Below are 19,015 nucleotides of genomic sequence, written 5' to 3'. Positions count from 1 at the left end.
TATACGTTTTATGGGAAATATGCAGATTGCTTCTAATTTAATCCAAAATAAGTGGGTAAAATACACCAAAATTTTTTATTTTTTGTACAAAAACTTTATTAAAGTATAATGTTAAAATTACACTAAGTGTAACGTTTAGTACTATGCTTAGTAAGCATATATTTTTATATAAAATTTTGTTAGTAAATTAACCTTTTTAAGGTTTTTTAAAAAATTCCATTTTTAGATTATTTTTACATTTTTGTTATAAACTTAAAGTTTTTAACTTCAGCAAGCATTTAAAATAGAATATTTCTATCCAAAATTAGAGTGGTACACTAAATTTAATATTTTTTCTAGAATACAAATTCTGTGCTTATTGCTGGTTATAGCAATGCTATATTGCGGTAGCATGTAACCATTTTAATGCGCGGGGCATGGCTGGGGCCCCGCGCATTAAAATGGTTAGTCGTCGTAGCGTGATGTACGACGATCGTCAGAACGATAACGTGTTGCTGACCCGCGAGAATCTAAAAAGCCCCCCCCCCGGCTACGGTCATTAACTGTGCGAGTATCATTAGATATACCTCGATAACCGACTTCGCGGCTTGTTCCGCTAGAACTGTACCGAGGGTTTCCATGGCCCTTATTTACTCCTCTTCCTTGGTATACAGGAGCACCGCGTCCGTGGTTACGTGGTGGGTTACCGCGACGTGCTGGTACATGCGTGGACGGTGTCCGCTTTGGCTCGAATCCAGAAATGACGCTAACAGGAAGAGGTGCTCGTACAAATCTTTCGATCCGTTTAAGGATGCCAATTTCAGCGTGATGTACGAGGCTGATAGCGATACCGCTACGCCCTGCGCGCCCGGTCCGACCGATACGGTGCACATAATCTTCTACAAATTTCGGTAAATCATAATTAAATACATGTGTAACACCGGGTATGTCGATTCCACGAGCAGCAACATCTGTTGCTACTAATACACGGACACGTCGTTCACGCAATGCTCGGATTGTGCGGTTGCGCGCGCCTTGTGGTAAATCGCCATGTAAAGCGGCAGAGGCGAAGCCGTCTTCAGATAGTTTAGCAGAGATTAGGTCTGCATTATTCTTTGTTGCAGTAAATACAATAGCTTGGTCAAGTGCCCTATCAGCTAACAGATGTGTTAGCAGTCGATCTTTATGAGCACGGTCGTCAACATAGTGAATGGACTGCGCAATATTTGCGCGTGACTCTGGCTCACAGCCGATCTCAATCCGCTTAGCATTACTAAGAAAGCGCTGCGCTAGCGAACCTACTTTGCCGTCTAGGGTTGCTGAAAATAGTAAGGTTTGCCGTGTGACTGGAGTGTGGTTAATTATAGCCTCAATATCTTCGATAAACCCCATATCTAGCATACGGTCGGCCTCATCAAGAACTAGCATTTTTAATTGAGAGAGATCAATTCGGCTATGTTCAAGATGATCAATAAGTCGGCCAGGAGTAGCAACTAGGATTTCTGGGTTTTTCGCTAGCAGCATTAATTGCTGTCCATAGGGGACTCCACCTAAAATACTAACCGTATGTAATCGCCGCAGGTGTTTCCCATAGGTAGTTGCTGCTGTGGTAACTTGCATTGCAAGTTCACGTGTCGGTGTAAGTACTAGTAATGCTGGTTTGGCGATAGATTGCTCTCGGCTATGACGACGCACTCCTCGATCACGATCACTGCGTTGCACTTGATTCGAAGAATGGCTCGTACGCTGACCTAACACGCCAGCTTTCTGCATCTGCGCAAAACGTTCAATTGCTGGCAGCATAAATGCTGCGGTTTTACCAGAGCCAGTTGGGCTCGATACTATCAGATCATGTCCAGCGAGTGCGGCTGGTATCGCATGCTGTTGGACAGGCATCGGCGCCTGATAGCCAGTCGCAATCAGCGTAGAGACAATTTCTGGAGATAGACCAAGTTTGGCAAAACCATTGCTGCATAGCATATTATTATTCGCTATATCGGGGATCTGTGAGATTTTGATAACGGTAGTCACGGAAGAGTGCGGCTGTGAGACCACTGTATTAAGTTTCGACATGGTAGCAGCTGAGCTGTTCGTCGTCGTTGGAATAGTTTCAGAAGCCGTATTCTGTACTGCTGATGGGTTACTAAGTGCGCTTTGGATATCATTGTCGCAAAGTATACGCGTTTGCAGACTAAGTGAGAAAGGAGAATTTGAGGTCATGACGATCCTATGAGTTTCGGGCTTGTGGCACGAACCGGTCCGGAAAAATGCGAGAGGCGCCAATCGGCAGCCACAATCGTCGAATGCAATAAACAATATTGTTTATCAGATCGAAAAACGGGCATAGCTCGCGAAATGCGAACTGATGTTAGAACCTGTAGACGCGCGAACCGCCTGGCGCGGAACCGCGAACCTTGCTTGGTCTACAAGCGCGACCCCAAATTTGGCAAAGGTGGGATGGGACAGTTTCTAAACGGGGATTGGAGCAGAGCGCCGCAAAACCGCGCGATTTAGCTTAACAATAGGTTAGCTTACGAACGCGCGAAGCTTTAATTGTATTCGAATTTTCTGTACGGTGCTAGCTGATGTAAAAAGATTGCACTGCGTCCGGTAATACAGAGGTATAACGGCAGAATGCTATTTCTGCATAGAATTTACTATTCTGGCAAAAGCGTCTAGAGACGTATTCTTAAGGGCGGCACGAGTATCGATGTTATATACATCTTATATTTCATAGCTTGATTAAGCTTCGAGTGAAAACCCAAAAACCAATTGACCGTATTGCGAGAATAATGTACGGAGTGGCACAAGCCGAACTTTTATTTATTTTGATCTTAACAACTGTTCAATCACGCCTATAACCCTAATTAAGGGGTATAGTCTAAGCATTTCAAGAATTAGTTTCTTATATAATTTAATATAGGGTTCTATAACAATAAAGATCTTAATGCCGCAGGCCTTACTAGCTATCGAGACTTCTACTGACTTTTGTTCGGTAGCGGTTTATATCCCTAATTCTGTTAGTTCGCCGTACGTAATTAGCAGGCATGAACATATTGGCCCAGTTTCTGGTGCACGTGCATTACCTGCTATATGTGAAGTATTACAGGAAGCGAAACTCACGCTAACTGACTGTGCTGCAGTCGCTTTCGGTACTGGTCCGGGCTCATTCACCGGCCTACGCACAGCGGCAGGTGTGGCTCAAGGTTTAGCATTTGGTCTTGGTGTTCCAGTAGTACCAGTTAGTACGTTACTTGCCTGCGCAGAACGCGCACGCTTTGCGAATACAGATACTCGGCGGGTTCTTGTAGCACTAGATGCCCGGATGGGGGAGGTTTATTGGGCTGACTTTATGTGGGATAGCAAACTCGCAGACTGGCAGATACGTCATCCGGCAGCACTCTCCCTACCCGCCTATGTACCAGCCCCAGATGAGCCGTTTACACTTGCCGGTAATGCATCATCTATATTTGGAGATATGCTACCCGCAGCGATGCTAGCTAGCTTCATTGATGTCTCCGCGATGCCACACTCTCATGCTCTAGCGCGAGCAGGCTGGTGTGCTTTTATAGCTGGCCGCACGCTGCCTGCGCATCTGGCCATTCCTGAGTATGTGCGTGATAAAGTGGCGCTCACTTCTAGAGAAAGAGCTTGCTTCCATCATCTGAGCCTTGAAAGATCTCGGGGAGAAACTCTGGTAAGTCATAAAATTATAGGTTAATAACGCATGATATTCTCTCTAAAGCTCATGACTGAAAGCGATCTTGATAAGGTTTGGGCTATTGAGCGAGATGTATATGATTTTCCTTGGCAAAAAGAAGATTTCGAGGACTTACTACGAAATAACTGTTTCGCGCTTTGTTTAAAGCAAATCACTGGGATGTTGCTAGGCTATTGCGTACTAATGCTTATCGTAGACGAAATGCATTTATTAAACTTATGCGTGACGCCCCGTGCCCAAGGCAAAGGATTTGGACTAACTTTGCTGAGAGAATCGGCACGAATTACCCGTTCGAAGCAGCTTAGCAGTATATTGCTAGAGGTACGTAGCTCTAATTGGCGTGCCATACGTCTATATAATCGATTTGGCTTTATCGTGATCGGGCGGCGAAAGAATTACTACGCTGGAGGCTATTGTGGGCGCGAAGATGCAATCGTAATGCGTTATAAGGTATATACTTAAGCTATTATGTTCTAGTTACCGCCACAAAATAAATGGTTTAGACAAGTAAATAGACAATATGCGTGATTATATCACGCAGGTGTGTCGCTGGAAGCGGAATATGAAAAAATTATAATGGTACAGTTTAATGTGATTTTAGGGGAGCTAGGCATTGCACCTTTATGGATATGCCGTAATGATTCGAGGTATAAAGCACCTATTCAGGTAAGCCGTAGATTAATCGACGTCCCACGATTAGAAGGTAAGGCGCTATTTCTCAACGGTAGATTAACCGGGCAATCAAGTAATCTCTGCAAGATAACTAAAGTTAAAAAAGTAATTAAAAATATTAATACAACAAATAAAGTTGAAGTTATATTAACAGTACCAGATGCGCCTAAAAGATTGTCTTCGCCGATTAATAAATCTAAACTATCTTTAGTTGATCTAAGATCTACCCACTTATTAGATCAAACCACAATAAGCAAGCAGGATCGCATATCTGCCCAATTAGTGCCGGGAGCTGCAGCAGAGATTGAACCCGTATCCCAGTTAGATTGGAAAGCATTAAAGATACGGGTAGAAAATTGTACGCTATGCCATCTATACAAACAGCGCACTAATACAGTGTTCGGTGCTGGCGATAAAATCGCCGACTGGATGCTAGTCGGCGAAGCGCCTGGCGAATTTGAAGACAAACAAGGAAAACCATTTGTTGGGCAGTCTGGTAAGTTATTAGACAACATGTTGCGGGCATTACAACTATCGCGAAGCGATAATCTTTATATAGCAAATGTACTAAAATGCCGCCCTCCGGGCAATCGTAATCCGGAGTCTCATGAGGTAATGAAATGTGAGTCCTATCTAAAAAGACAGGTGTCGCTACTTAATCCAAAAGTGATTGTGGCGCTTGGCCGCTTTGCTGCCCATAGTCTTTTAAAGACTAATGCTAGTATGGTTTCGTTGAGAGGCCGTCTACATGAGTATGAGGGTGTTCCAGTAATTGTTACATATCATCCAGCGTATCTACTTCGTAGTCTAGAAGACAAGCACAAAGCTTGGAGCGACTTATGTTTAGCTCGCTCAGCTTATCTCAAGCAGACTAACAGATAAAGTAGCCATAATCACGCCGTTAGCGGTTAGTTACTTAGTTTAATAGCCTACTAAGTAAAAAACAGAAAAGTAGACATTAGTATCCCTTAAGTTTCTTTGCTGCTATACTTATAGTGCATTTTAGTGCATCAGTATAACTAAACTGATGTTGTCACTTTTTCAATTAAACAAACTAGATTATTGGGCTGGCCAACTAGCAAAGCCTGCTTGGCTTTGTATGCAGTAGTTCGACATTATAGTCGTCTCTGAGTATCATCTCGTCTGGTGTTTTGATAATCTTTTGTATGAAGGGTATAGCCCGAATGGTTTTCTATATTTTTCAAAATATTTACCACCATGCATGGAAGTGGTGCAGCGGACCGGTACCCAGTCCGACTGAAAGTCGAGTGCTTTGAAGTAATGCTTGGTTTATATAAATCTTAGCGTTGTTAACGGCGTTAGTCCAGTCTCGATTCTGTGGGCGTAACGCCGCAATCGCAGCAGATAATGTGCAGCCGGTGCCATGTGTGCCTATAACCTTAAGACGGACACTAGATATCCGAGTATGACCACTCTTCTCAATCAGCCAGTCTGGACTGCAGTTGCCTAGTAAATGCCCTCCCTTAATGAGCACCGCTTGCGCTCCTAGTGCGCGCAGAGCATCGCCTTGGTATATCATCTGCACTTCATCAGCAGCAACGGGTTCGCCAAGTAGCACTGACGCTTCATGCAAGTTAGGCGTAATAATGCTTGCTAATGGTAATAATCGGTCCCTTAGCGCAGCTAGTGCACAAGGCTCAAGCAACAAGTATCCGTTAGACGAGCATATTACAGTATCGAGTACTACATGTGCAGGCTTATACCGCTCTATTACAGAAGAAACTGCCAGTACATTTTCTACATTCGCCAGCATGCCTATTTTAACTGCATCGATACGCAGATCTCTAAATACCGCGTCTAGTTGAGCGGCAACAATATAATCAGCTACTGGATATAATGCTGTGACACCCTGCGTGTTTTGAGCGGTCAAGGCCGTAATCGCTGTAGCGCCATATACGCCTAACGCGGAAAAGGTTTTAAGATCAGCCTGTATGCCAGCTCCGCCACTTGGATCGGATCCGGCAATTGTTAGTACATTAAGAATGATATACACTCCATACCAGAGATATGCCTTGGCAATCAACTCCGCCTATGTATCATAGGTTTAGTGTATCGAAAGGACTGATATCAGTTATTAAACGCTAGCTTACTAGTAGTATATGCTTGTACTAGTGCAGAACGATAAAAATCGAAGTAGCAAAAAGACGACGTACTTCTTACTCTAAAAACAGAATGGGTGTTAATGCGTTTTATCTAGTAGGATAGACATGGATTTACTATATATAATAATATTATTGTAGTTAGCATAGTTGCTAACGCTATCTATAAAACATTATCATTTATATCCCCATGAGCACTATGGTTATAATGTATCTTCTGCAGCATAGAAGAATATAGTAATCGCCGGAGAGTTTATATAGTATTACAGAGAACCGAAGCACCCGGCAGAGTTATAAAGAAGCCTGATTTAATCAGTTAGGCTATTTACGTAGAAAGCGCTTATGCAGATTAGAAGCGTAACTAGTAAATGCATTCGCATAATCTAAAAATTGCCGATTATAGTCAGATAACAAGTAGACAAATCAGTCGTAGGTATATTTAATAATCAACGTTACTTATTATTCTTATCTCAAATAATTAGTATGACAATCCTCCCATATAATGGGTTAAAATTATAGGTCTGCACCAGTACATGCAACTAGGTAGAATTATATTATACCTAGTTGCATGTGAAAAAAAGCATAAACTTGCGCGCTAAAAACCTGTAAATTTATCAATAAAAACGGCAGGTGTTACGTAAGATACCGCGGTGCTGAACCATTTTAGGGGTGGCGTTATAAAATATAACGCGTGAAGCTCTCTTCAATAGATCTATAAAAACATCATCGGCGCGCACTTTCAGGGAAAAAATTATATACTTCATAATAGCGTAAAAATTTTTTCATTTGGAGTTGAATTAAATCCCAGGATTAGCAGCGGTTGTCAAATTAATCTGTAGAGCGATCTTGCTGAATATTACTTGTGCGTACGCACTTTACAACTTATAACCACAAGAGCCTAGACTAGCGATCATGCTCTTATATAGTTGATTTGCAGAGATATTAGAGCACATAAATTTATGCCCCGCCCACTCCTTGCTACGATTCATACTGCAGCTCTTTTCAACAACCTCTCTATTGCCCGCCGCTATGCCCCAAAATCTAAGGTTTGGGCCGTTGTTAAAGCTAATGCCTATGGGCATGGTTTAAATCGAGCGTTTTCTGGCCTGAATTCTACAGACGGCTTCGGTCTGCTTAATCTAGAAGAGGCAGTTAAATTGCGTGAATTAGGCTGGGCTGGCCCAATTTTATTATTGGAAGGGAGCGAGTGTATAATTGATATTAATATAATTGACCACTACAGTTTAACAACAACCGTGCATTGCGATGAACAGTTGCGGATGCTAGAAATGGCACAGCTCTCTAAGCCGGTTAATATCCAATTAAAGATGAATAGTGGCATGAACCGGCTTGGCTATGTAGCTGAAAAGTATTATGCAGCATGGAGACGTGCGAGGGCGTGTAGTAGCATCGGGCAGATCACACTGATGACTCATTTTTCAAGTGCTGAGAGTGCGAGCGGAGTTCAGCACCAATTAGAGATATTTGAGCATGGTGCTAATGGTATTCTAGGTGCACGCAGCCTCTCAAACTCAGCTGCGACCCTATGGCATCCACATACTCATTTTGACTGGATACGGCCTGGAATCATGTTATATGGCGCCTCGCCGTCAGGTATGTTAGCTGCGATACAGGGCTTAGGGCTACAGCCAGCAATGACGTTAAGCTCCGAATTGATTGCTGTGCAGACGGTCGAGCCTGGGGATGGAGTGGGCTATGGTTCAATCTTTAAAGCGCAGGAGCGTATGCGTATTGGTATTGTGGCGTGCGGATACGCGGATGGCTACCCACGTTGCGCACCCGAAGGTACACCAATCCTAGTCGATGGGGTTCGAACACGGGTTGTCGGTCGAGTATCAATGGATATGTTAACCGTAGATCTATCTTTGTGTCCAAGTGCGATCATCGGCAGCTCAGTAGAGCTATGGGGGAGAGACGTACTGATTGATGATGTCGCGGTAGCATGTGGAACAGTTGGTTATGAGTTGATGTGCGCGATCGCCCAACGTGTGCCGGTATGTTCGGAATAATGCAGAGCAGGGACATGGCAAAAGTAAAAACTGTCTTTATCTGTAATAACTGCGGCGCGCAGCTGCAAAAGTGGCAGGGCCAATGCTCATTTTGTCATAACTGGAATACCCTGGCTAAATTCGATGCTGCTGCGGTTAACTATCGCTACCAAGCTCTTACTAAAAATAATCTATCGTGTAAGCTTGCTGATATTAATGTGCCAGATATGCCACGCTACTTGACCGGTATTAGCGAGTTCGATCGTGTGCTTGGTGGTGGTCTGGTCACTGGTAGTGTGGTTCTGATCGGCGGCGATCCCGGTATCGGTAAGTCGACATTACTACTTCAGGCACTTTCTAAGATCTCTAGCGAACGACGAGCACTATATATTAGTGGTGAAGAATCTAGCGCTCAGATCGCTTTACGTGCGCAGAGGCTTGGTCTGCTCGATAAACATGTTAACCAGGCGGGTGAGTTGCAGCTTCTCGAAGAGGTTCAACTGCAGAGGTTACAAGTATCAATTGATGCTATCAAGCCAGACATTATCGTTCTAGATTCGATCCAGACAATCTATTCAGATGTACTGAGTTCATCGCCCGGATCTGTGGCGCAAGTTCGAGAGTGTGCTTCGCAACTAACGCGGATCGCTAAGCAATCTGGGGCAACTATTATTATGGTCGGCCACGTAACTAAAGAAGGTGCGCTTGCTGGTCCTAGAGTGCTTGAGCATATCGTAGATACAGTTCTGTATTTCGAGGGCGATACTCATTTATCATTCCGGCTAGTTCGGGCATTTAAAAACCGCTTCGGTGCAGCTAATGAACTTGGTATATTTGCAATGACAGAGCGTGGTTTGCATAGCGTGTCTAATCCATCGGCTTTGTTCTTGTCGCAGCACAAGCATACAGTTCCTGGCTCGTGCGTGCTAGTTACTCAAGAGGGGTCAAGACCATTTCTGGTAGAGGTACAAGCACTAGTCGATACAGCTCAAGCTCTAAACCCTCGCCGATTAGCCGTGGGTTTAGAGCAAAATCGGCTTGCAATGCTGCTCGCGGTTCTCCACCGGCACGCAGGCATTGTATGCTTTGATCAGGATATTTTCTTGAATGTTGTTGGTGGCGTAAAAATTGTCGAGCCGGCGGCGGATTTAGCTGTATTACTTGCAATTCAGTCATCGATGTACAACAAGCCTTTGCCGCATGGGTTAATCGTGTTCGGTGAAGTTGGGCTAGCCGGTGAAATTCGCCCTTGTATACGGGGTCAAGAGCGCCTAAAAGAAGCAATGAAGCTGGGTTTCGCAATAGCGTTAATTCCTAAAGCTAATATACCAAAGCAGCCGATAGATGGTCTTCATGTAATAGCTGTTGAGCGTATTGAGCAAGCGATTGAGGAAGTTAAAGCGTTAGGTGCATAGCATATTGGATGTGTGTCGCTTACGATTTTTAAACTCAATACATAAAGCACGGAAGTTCTGTATGAAGCATATAAAGCTGAGTATGTTATATTTTATCTTTAACGAATACGGTATACATACATAAAAGTCCCATATCCTATAGATTGGCTGTTAGGGGTTGCACGTAGCCAGATACGGCATCCGAGCCTTCCCCAAATAAGAATTTTTCAGTTTGTTTTAATAGATATTGACGTGCGTGAGGATCAACCATATTCAATCGGTTTTCGTTGATTAACATCGTCTGCTGTTTCAGCCAAGCCTGCCATATTTCCTTCGAGATGCATTTAAAAATACGCTCACCAAGCTTGCCTGGCAATGGAGGAAATTCCAATCCTACCGCTTCTTTGCCGAGTTTTATGCAGTAAACCATTCGGGCCATTATACTTCTCCTACAATATTAAGGCTCAATACTAATCTTCGGGCTCTCTATGAATGTTTCGAGTTTCTTAATTAACACAAGTAACTTGCGCTGTTAGTTATACAGATGACTCTGGTCTTGCGGAAGATCGTAACTATTGCTTGTACGAAACCTCGCGTTAGGAACTGGTATTCGGTTCGGGCTGTTAGTAAAGCGCATTAGCAGCTCGCTGAGGCGCGTTTACTCAATGTTTTTTAAACAGATAAGTTAATCACCGACGCTACAAATTTAACGCGCTATTTCTCCAGGCTGTTTTTCGGGTATGGGGTATAGCGCCGAGAATCCGCATATTACGCCGTCACGTTTGAGTGCTAAGAAATAGTCAATATCGCACGCAGTTGATCTGATTCTCGTCGATCTGATGCCCGCACATCGTACTAGTATACTGTTTATCTTAAGTGTTTAATTAGCCCTCTTCTAAGAATAACTAAGTACTAGATGCTGATGACATCATCTAGTACTATTTTACGTAAGCTTTTGGCTTCTTGTGTGAAATTATTATATGGATTTTGTCATGCAGAAATAATTTTAGCAAGATGCTGTCATCTAGTTATAAGGGAATAATAATATATAAATATCATACTACATGGCATGAGCAGATTGCGTGCTCAGATAGAAGTTCGCATGAGCGCGATTTTAGTGATCTATCTGAGCATTATAGATTTTCTATGCGCTCTTAAGCAATAGCTTATAGGGCACATCCGCTATCAACGTCAATCGCGTTAGGTAGCTCAGTAATGAGGATTAGCTTATTAGCACGTATCGCAATGACTAAGGACAACGCGACATCTTCCATTGATAAATTAAATGATTTACCTCTTAGTGAGAATCCGAGTGGTGACAGAAGAATAATTCTTTTGTCTCAGAGAGGGCTAAATTTATTAGCTATCGATTATGCGTACTACGCTAGTCTGAAACTGATATCTTTAAATATTCAACTAGCTTTGCTGTGACAAAGTATACATAATACGACGTTTATATGCGTATGTGACATAGGTGTATTGGCAAACCCTAGCTGTGAAAGCTGTATCCTATCTACCACACGTCGCCAGATTCCTTTTTAATCGCTTCCAACATAGGTCTATCCGTAATACTAATACCGTCGTTGAACAATAACGCAGCTTGATATTAGTTCCACTGTTCTTCGATTTTCGTGCGCAAGTCGTGCGTCACTATAACTTGTATGCACACGCTTTTACTAACTTTCTACCTGGGCGTTATAATAAACATCTAGTGCCGGAAGGCTGGATTCCTCTGCCATCATAAATAATTATCTCGGCACGTGAGTAAAATATATTGCAAACAACGTACCGAGACAACTCAATCGTACATTTTTGCCACAGTTAATATATTAACGGCCGGGTGTAAGTACGATGAGTGTTTTTTGGTTGCTTAAGTCTTACGACGCTTTTGATCGAACTTCCTTGAGGCATATGATGTTCGCCCAAGTAATTTTGAGTCGAGTTTTTTATCTCTTTTTTATGCTTGAAATATTTCACTCGAACCGTTATGAAGTACTTACTACAGTGCTATTTAACGACCTAGAGCGTATCGGTAGCGACTTGTGGCGGCCGCAGCCAATCATTATACCGAATATGGCAGTGCGTCGCCGATTGGAATTAGACTATGCTGATCGGTTTGGCTTGTGCACAAATATAGAATTTTGCTATCTCCAACAGTGGTTATGGACACAGATCGCATGTCTTGAAATCATCAACGCGCCACGAGAATCTCCATTTGAACCAGAGCGACTTGCATGGAGCCTTTATAGGATGCTTTCCAAGCGCAGCATAATGCGTAGCAGCTGTAAGCAAAATCCTTTGGCAAGACTAGATACATATTTAGCTGTAGCAGATCCAGTAATGCTCCTCGATCTAGCGCGTCGTATATCCGCTATTTTTAATAATTACATTATTTACCGCCCGCATTGGCTAGCCAAGTGGCTCGCCAGCGAGTCGATTTTCTCACTGGCCCAGCAGCCAGAATGCCCGCCCTGGATGGTCAGTGGGACACCGATGCAGCGCGACGATGAATTCTGGCAGGCGCAATTATGGCGCGACGTTCTGAAAGAACTAGCCGGGAAAAATGATGCTGATCCCAATATGCTTAAGAATGTATCGCCGCCCGCGTACCGCTTTCTAGAGATTGTATCGCAATTAGATCCAGCTGGTATCGCACCAGCGAATTGGCCGACGCAGGTTAGCGTATTCGCTTTACCGATAATACCATTACTACATGTGAGATTGCTGCGCGAGTTGTCACGATGGATCGATGTGCGAATTTATGTTCTTAATCCATGCCGAGATGACTGGTTTGGTGTTATGGCTCAACGGCGTACTGATAATTTAGATGCTGAAGGGCAACTCGATTACCAGGTAGTTGGGCATCCTCTCTTAGCCGAGTGGGGCCGACAAACGCAAGCTCAGCTCGCGTTGTTTCATAAGCACACAGCTAATGCTGTGGCGAGAGATTATAGTAAATTTGTCGAAGCTCCAGATTATAGCTGGCTGGCCGTCCTGCAGAATTCCATCCTGTCGCTTAAGCATCCGGCGTTATCGCGTCCACCACCTACAAGAGATGGTATTGAAGTGCACGTCTGTCATAGCCTAATGCGGCAGTTTGAGGTGCTCCATAATCGGCTGCTGGCTGCATTCGATTCAGATCCTAGTTTGACGCCAGCCGATATACTGATTGTGGTGCCTAATCTTATTGCCGCTACACCTATCGTGAACGCCGTATTCGGTGCCGCTCTACCAAGAGATCCATGTCGCATCCCCTATCGTATCACTGGTTTAGCTCCGTCTCAAACTAACGTGCTCGCCCATATTTTAGTTGACTGGTTGACCCTGGGTGACCGCGCTTTTAATGCGTCTACATTAATTGAATGGCTACGTGTAGATGAGATTGCGGCACGGTACGATATTAATCCAGAAGAATTAGAGACTGTTCAGGGATGGTTAAAAGATGCTGGCGGTCGCCGATCGTTTTCACCTAATGAGCGGCGACATGTTAACGAATCTCAAGCACGCCATACATTTTCTAATGCCTTAATGCGGTTATTTCTCGGCTATGCGATGCCGGATAACTCACTACCTGTTGCCGATTGGCTTCCAGTAGCAGCGCCTATCGGCACCAATTCTATATTACTTGGGAGGCTAGCTCAATTTATTGATGAGCTAGATGCATTTGCGCTTGCATGCGCAACACCAAAGACAGTTTTTCAGTGGCGCAATCTACTGAACAGCGCCCTAGAGCAATTCTTCTGTCCTCGTAGTTCAAGTGCTGACTCATTAAGTGGGCTATTCGCTGCACTCAATACCCTATTTCTTCAAATAGAAGCAGGCGCGCCAGATATACTCCTACCCGCTACTGTTTTGCGTGCGGCGTTATTGTCCGTTATTCATGATCCCACCCATAGCGGAGTTCCATCTGGCGCTGTGACCATATCGTCGCTATCTAGCTTACGCGGCATATCGTTCCGTACTATCTGCATAGTAGGCATTGATGATGGTGTATTACCTACACGTACATGCTCAGACGAGTTCGACTTGATGGCTGCATTTTCGCAACCTGGTGACTGGAGGCGTCGTGATGATGAGCGAAACTTGTTCCTGGACCTTATATTAGCTGCGCGCGATACTGTAATTTTTAGCTATACAGGGCGTAATATCCGCGACAACAGTGAGCTACTCCCATCAGCGCTATTGACTGAGTTGCTTGACTACCTCGCATTATTAAGGGCTGGAGAGGTAGCAAGCACTGATGAAATTGCATTAGCGCGTTGCAGTTTTATTACCGAACACCCGCTGAAGTCGTTCGAGCTATATTATTTTTCGATTCAGGATCTTTTATTAACTTACGATTCGGATTATGTAAAAACAGCCGAGGCGGTTGCCGACCCTACTCAGGATGCTCGGGACAGCATGGCACTATTTTTTAGCGACGCGCTGCCTCCTGATACGCATGAGATGATAGGGTTAGAGGAATTGATAAGATTTTGGCGCCACCCGCAAAGTACGCTATTGCGTGAAAGACTAGGCATCGTGCTTCATCGAGCACAGAAGAAACTACCTGATATCGAACCGTACGAGTTCAGCTACGAAGCGAGCGATGCTCTGGCCGAGCGCATTTTGCCATTACTAGTAGATTCACCGGTATATATTGAACAAGCATATCATATCGCACGCGCCATTCCAGAATTACCTGGAGGTGCAACTGGACTCGCGATACAAGAGCGCGAGGTAATAGCGCTAAGCAAGCTGGCCGAGAAAATACGGGAGCGGTCTGGCGGCATTGGATTTAAAACTGTTGAATTCTCAATCCATATTGCCCCGTACTGGCCTGGACAGCTTGAATCTGTATCGGAGCTGTTAGATCAGGTGCCAGCATGGAGAAAAACCCTGTTATTACCGACAGTATTAACTGGCGTGCTAGATAATACAGCACGTGATGAATTAGTACTTTATCGCTACGCCAGGCCGACGGCACGTGATTACCTCGATGCATGGCTGCGCCATTTATGCTGGTGTGCCGCAAGTCCACAGGCATCTCGCCATACGCTATGGATCGGCCATGATACACATTTCATGTTTACAACGCCACGGAATCCAAACATATACTTAGGTGAGCTATGTGCTCTATATCGTGCTGGGTTGCGCGCACCATTGCGTTTCTTTCCAAAAAGTGGATGGTTATTCGTATCGAAAAATGCATCTGCTGCCCGTTATACTTGGTCAAATGACCGTACGGGCGGCGAGCTTGCTGATCCAGCAATCCAGCTCTCGCTGCGTGGTACATCGATGACACTAGATAATACTTCTGTAGCTATTGCTAGGACGGTATTCGAACCGCTACTAGCACACCTACAGCTAGCAAAAGAATCCTCATGAGCCTCGACGTGTTTGAACTCGATGTTTTTACCTGCAGACTCGATGGGGTGACCCAGATCGAGGCCTCTGCTGGTACTGGGAAAACTTGGAATATCTGTGCGCTTTATATCCGTTTATTACTTGAAAAGAACCTGCAAGCAAACCAGATTTTGGTTGTAACCTTTACGAAAGCCGCTACCGCGGAGCTGCGCGAGAAAATACGGTTGCGTTTAATACAACTCGAAAAATCTCTCGCACTGGGTGACCCAGTTTTCACTGAGCTCATCCGACGTATCGTAGATGCTAAGACGCCAGAAATAGCTACGCAATATGCACTAAGACAGATCCGGCAGGCGTTGAATAGTTTCGATCAGGCTGCAATCTATACAATTCATTCATTCTGCCAGCGTGCGCTGCAAGAATCGCCATTTGCGGCTGCAATGCCGTTCTCGTTTGAGATTGAAGCTGACGATACTGCACTAAGATTCGATGTCTCCGCGCAGTTTTGGCGTGAGCATGTAGAAAGGGAAGCGGCACGTTCGACTGGATTTGCACACTGGCTTATCTCTCATGGCGCTGCACCTACAGCTTTACAAGCACTACTCGATCAACGCCTAAAAAAACCACTAGCCAAAATTGTATGGACCGACCCAGTGTGTGATGTGACGGTTGATATGACGCTTGATCATTTTAAGCGTATTGTTAATCTATGGCTTGCAGAGCGAAAGCAGATCTCGAAGTGGCTTCTCAATTCTTCTGCTCAATTAAACCAGCGCACACATAATCCAGCTCATATACAAGAGGCGCTAGAGGCATGGGAACGCTTTTTTGTTCGTGGCAATCGCTATGCGCCGCTTCCGAAGGAAGCACTAAAGCTAACTTCGTCTTCACTCATTGCTGCAACGAAGGTTAAATGCCAGCCACCTATACATGCTTTCTCAGACTGTGCAAATGCGTTAGTTTCTGCACTGTGCGTAGAGCACACGACGCATCTTCGTCTTTGGTTTTCCCTCGTTCGTAAATGGTTGCGTATCGGGCCATCGATTATCGCTCAACGCAAGCGCGAGGCGCGAGTTATGTCTTTTAATGACTTGCCATCTAGCTTATATGATGCGCTGCATTCACATAGTTGGCTTGTTGATGCCCTACGTGAGCGCTATTTAGCAGCGTTAATCGATGAATTCCAGGATACAGACCCATTGCAATTTGGCATCTTTCACCAGATTTTTGCCCCGAAAGGTCCATTGTTTCTCGTTGGTGATCCAAAGCAAGCGATCTATAGTTTTCGCGGGGCCGATTTACATACATACCTAAATGCTCGTACTCATGTTCATGCTCGCTATACGCTAGCTATCAATCAGCGCTCCGATGCAACAATAGTTTCTGCATGCAACCGATTATTTAGTAATAATTCTTATGCCTTTGTGCTTGATGGACTTGACTATCATCCTGTGCGTTCTGGGATAAGATCACGTCTAAAATTTTTGGACCGGCGCGATCCGCTCTCTATAACTCATGGTACTAGAGCGGCCCTAAGGGTATGGTGGCTACCAGATCATCCTATACTTAATAAGTGTGATGCTCAATATGCAGCCGCTGAAGCGTGCGCAGCAGAGGTTGCGCGGCTTATATGTGATGCGCGTGGTGGCAATGTACTAATTGGCAGTAAGCCGTTAGCACCGGCAGATATCGCCGTACTTGTACAGACGCATCGGCAGGGTATGTTGATAAAACAAGTATTTCATAAATATAGTATCGGTAGTGTAGAGCTTGCTCAAGCCTCAGTATTTAAGTCGTTCGATGCCGAACAGTTCGAACGTCTTTTTCTGGCAATCGATACACCAGGTGACTTGCAGCGGTTGCGTGCGGCTCTATCTACAGACTGGATCGGTTTAGACGCTACAACATTATGGGCTATGGACCAAGCCGAGTCAGCGCAGCCAGAATCCAACCAATCTTATTCAATCTGCTTAGAAATGAACTCAGTAGCGTGGGTGGAACTCTTTTCAAGCTATCGGCGGCTTTGGCAGGAGCACGGCTTTGCACCGATGTGGCGCATTGTATTGCGTGATTTGCGTATTACAATGCGCTTAGCAAACTTAGATGATAGTAAGCGCAGGATAACTAACATGAATCATCTAGCTGAACTAATTCAGGCGCGCGATAACGAATATCCAGGTATCGCGCCAACCCTGTGTTGGCTGAGTGCTCAACGAGCGGACCCAGGCATCAGCGATGATACACAATTGCGTCTAGAATCAGATTCTGATCTTGTCCAGATTGTTACAATTCATAAGTCTAAGGGGATAGAATATCCTGTGATATTTTGTCCGTTCCTGAGCAATGGCGCATTAGGTGCAACACACCTATACGAGACATTATCGGCAGCGCGCGAGTATTATTGTGATGATGGACTTGCTATTTTACACTTTGGGTGCGACGATGAGGAAGCACAGAGAATTGATCGAAGTGTAATGCGTGAACAGGCTGCTGAGCGTGTACGGCTAATCTATGTCGCGATCACGCGCGCAGTATATCGATGCTATCTTGTAGCGGGAATTTATACGAGCGGTGCTCATAAATCAACAAAAGAGTCGCGCCAGAGCGTTCTGAATTGGCTTGTTTCTGGTGGGGGAGTGCATTTCAATAAATGGTTAAATACGCCGCCCGAGGCGGCCGCATTGGAAAAATGCTGGCAAGCATTGCAAAATGATAAAGATTCTGGTATCGCTATTGTACCTCTACCAACCGTAGCCCCCTGTGATGTGCTGTTACCTCTAGTTAATACGTCGCACGCGTTAGTTCGTACACCCATTCTGGCTCGTCGTCTCTTTAAGACTTGGAAAATTTCGAGTTTCAGCTCACTCGCTATGACGCGGCAGAGATTATTACCAGATAATGACGATATATTACATGTAAGACCAGATTACGATAATGATATTACTCGAGTTGATATACAGGCAATTACATTGGAAGCGGAGACTATTCCTGATAGTAAAATAATTAAGCTGGATTCTGACGATATTCTAAACTTCCCCCGGGGACCAACCGCAGGCGATTGTTTACATCGGTTAATGGAGATTGCTAATCTTCATGATCCTTTGAGCTGGCCCGCTGCTATCGTAGGCGCACTCGCTGATCGGCCAGTGAATTCGCCTACTTTAAGTAGATTACAGCTTACTACTATGATGATGCGTCTATTACGGGATATTGCGCATACTCAACTTGAAACAGAGTTCACGCTTGGAGAGCTAGATCCATCACATCGATTAACTGAGCTTGAATTTGTTTTTCCAGTTACATCTCTTGACATAAGCCGGTTTTCAATAATGCTTGAGGAGCATGGTATTGTCGGGGTAGCTCTTAGCCATGGTATTTTACATGGTTACCTGAAAGGATTTATCGATGCTGTGGTTAAATTCCGAGACCAGTTTTGGATTATTGACTGGAAATCAAATTATCTCGGTAACTTACCCAGTGCGTATCATACGCATGTGCTATCATCCGTAATGGATGCACATTCATACCGGCTTCAGGCGTTAATCTACACGATTGCGATACACCGATATATGCAGTCACGAGTAAAAGATTACGACTACGAAACACATTTCGGCGCAACTCTTTATCTATTCTTAAGAGGTGTTCGGCCGGATTGGCCTGGTGCAGGTATATCTCGATTCAGACCGACCTTAGACGCCATCAAAGCCTTTGATGCACTATTTTCAGCAAAGGATAGGCATGTCTAAGTTTAGTAGTCGAAAGCTATATTCGTTT

General features: G+C 44.5%; 12 protein-coding genes. 9 read left to right on the top strand and 3 right to left on the bottom strand.

Annotated features, from left to right (window positions below):
* Window positions 1-444 precede the first annotated feature (444 nt).
* Window positions 445-2,052 carry a DEAD/DEAH box helicase gene (locus KW136_RS04075; RefSeq protein ID WP_216797575.1) on the bottom strand — a complete coding sequence of 536 codons (1,608 nt, stop codon included), beginning with the start codon at window positions 2,050-2,052 and terminating at the stop codon, window positions 445-447.
* A gap of 156 nt (window positions 2,053-2,208) precedes the next feature.
* On the opposite strand from KW136_RS04075, the gene KW136_RS04070 reads away from it, so the two are divergent.
* From KW136_RS04070 to KW136_RS04055, 4 genes are all read left to right on the top strand, one after another.
* Window positions 2,209-2,493, top strand: a complete 285-nt coding sequence (locus KW136_RS04070) for a hypothetical protein (protein WP_216797541.1) — start codon at window positions 2,209-2,211, stop codon at window positions 2,491-2,493.
* Window positions 2,494-2,926: 433 nt separating this feature from the next.
* Complete coding sequence (tsaB, locus tag KW136_RS04065) at window positions 2,927-3,700, top strand: tRNA (adenosine(37)-N6)-threonylcarbamoyltransferase complex dimerization subunit type 1 TsaB (RefSeq protein WP_216797539.1); 774 nt, start codon at window positions 2,927-2,929, stop codon at window positions 3,698-3,700.
* Window positions 3,701-3,727: 27 nt separating this feature from the next.
* Complete coding sequence (gene rimI, locus KW136_RS04060; RefSeq protein ID WP_246583211.1) at window positions 3,728-4,162, top strand: ribosomal protein S18-alanine N-acetyltransferase; 435 nt, start codon at window positions 3,728-3,730, stop codon at window positions 4,160-4,162.
* A gap of 81 nt (window positions 4,163-4,243) precedes the next feature.
* On the top strand, window positions 4,244-5,254 hold the full coding sequence (locus KW136_RS04055; protein WP_246583210.1) for a uracil-DNA glycosylase: 1,011 nt from the start codon (window positions 4,244-4,246) through the stop codon (window positions 5,252-5,254).
* A 328-nt stretch (window positions 5,255-5,582) separates the two neighbouring features.
* Here the strand turns inward: KW136_RS04055 and thiD are convergent, their stop codons facing one another.
* On the bottom strand, window positions 5,583-6,380 hold the full coding sequence (gene thiD / locus KW136_RS04050; RefSeq protein ID WP_216797571.1) for a bifunctional hydroxymethylpyrimidine kinase/phosphomethylpyrimidine kinase: 798 nt from the start codon (window positions 6,378-6,380) through the stop codon (window positions 5,583-5,585).
* A gap of 1,071 nt (window positions 6,381-7,451) precedes the next feature.
* Here thiD and alr point away from each other — a divergent pair.
* Together alr and radA are read left to right on the top strand one after the other, a co-directional pair.
* Entirely contained in the window at window positions 7,452-8,522 is a 1,071-nt protein-coding gene (gene alr / locus KW136_RS04045) for an alanine racemase (RefSeq protein ID WP_216797534.1), read from the top strand.
* Between the two features lie 14 nt (window positions 8,523-8,536).
* Complete coding sequence (gene radA, locus KW136_RS04040) at window positions 8,537-9,916, top strand: DNA repair protein RadA (protein WP_216797532.1); 1,380 nt, start codon at window positions 8,537-8,539, stop codon at window positions 9,914-9,916.
* A gap of 136 nt (window positions 9,917-10,052) precedes the next feature.
* On the opposite strand, the gene KW136_RS04035 is transcribed toward radA, so the two are convergent.
* The gene (locus tag KW136_RS04035) at window positions 10,053-10,334 is read right to left on the bottom strand and encodes an oxidative damage protection protein (protein ID WP_216797524.1); all 282 of its coding nucleotides are present in this window, start codon (window positions 10,332-10,334) and stop codon (window positions 10,053-10,055) included.
* Between the two features lie 1,161 nt (window positions 10,335-11,495).
* Here KW136_RS04035 and KW136_RS04030 point away from each other — a divergent pair.
* The 3 genes from KW136_RS04030 to recB all read left to right on the top strand — a co-directional run bounded on the left by KW136_RS04030 (window position 11,496) and on the right by recB (window position 18,987).
* On the top strand, window positions 11,496-11,639 hold the full coding sequence (locus KW136_RS04030) for a hypothetical protein (protein ID WP_216797523.1): 144 nt from the start codon (window positions 11,496-11,498) through the stop codon (window positions 11,637-11,639).
* A gap of 107 nt (window positions 11,640-11,746) precedes the next feature.
* The gene (gene recC, locus KW136_RS04025) at window positions 11,747-15,262 is read left to right on the top strand and encodes an exodeoxyribonuclease V subunit gamma (protein ID WP_246583213.1); all 3,516 of its coding nucleotides are present in this window, start codon (window positions 11,747-11,749) and stop codon (window positions 15,260-15,262) included.
* Entirely contained in the window at window positions 15,259-18,987 is a 3,729-nt protein-coding gene (gene recB / locus KW136_RS04020; protein ID WP_216797522.1) for an exodeoxyribonuclease V subunit beta, read from the top strand. Before recC ends, recB begins: the two co-directional genes overlap by 4 nt.
* The last annotated feature ends 28 nt before the right edge of the window (window positions 18,988-19,015 follow it).

Origin of the sequence: Candidatus Vallotiella hemipterorum (assembly GCF_910593725.1) — a bacterium.
Lineage (GTDB): Bacteria > Pseudomonadota > Gammaproteobacteria > Burkholderiales > Burkholderiaceae > Mycetohabitans > Mycetohabitans hemipterorum.
Note: the sequence above shows the minus strand (reverse complement) of the source record. Positions and strands in the feature narration are given on the sequence as shown.

Coding starts and splice junctions, on each gene's coding strand:
- KW136_RS04075 (WP_216797575.1), bottom strand. CDS start 2,052: ATGTCGAAACTTAATACAGTGGTCTCACAGCCGCACTCTTCCGTGACT.
- KW136_RS04070 (WP_216797541.1), top strand. CDS start 2,209: ATGAGTTTCGGGCTTGTGGCACGAACCGGTCCGGAAAAATGCGAGAGG.
- tsaB (WP_216797539.1), top strand. CDS start 2,927: ATGCCGCAGGCCTTACTAGCTATCGAGACTTCTACTGACTTTTGTTCG.
- rimI (WP_246583211.1), top strand. CDS start 3,728: ATGACTGAAAGCGATCTTGATAAGGTTTGGGCTATTGAGCGAGATGTA.
- alr (WP_216797534.1), top strand. CDS start 7,452: ATGCCCCGCCCACTCCTTGCTACGATTCATACTGCAGCTCTTTTCAAC.
- radA (WP_216797532.1), top strand. CDS start 8,537: ATGGCAAAAGTAAAAACTGTCTTTATCTGTAATAACTGCGGCGCGCAG.
- KW136_RS04035 (WP_216797524.1), bottom strand. CDS start 10,334: ATGGCCCGAATGGTTTACTGCATAAAACTCGGCAAAGAAGCGGTAGGA.
- recC (WP_246583213.1), top strand. CDS start 11,747: ATGAGTGTTTTTTGGTTGCTTAAGTCTTACGACGCTTTTGATCGAACT.
- recB (WP_216797522.1), top strand. CDS start 15,259: ATGAGCCTCGACGTGTTTGAACTCGATGTTTTTACCTGCAGACTCGAT.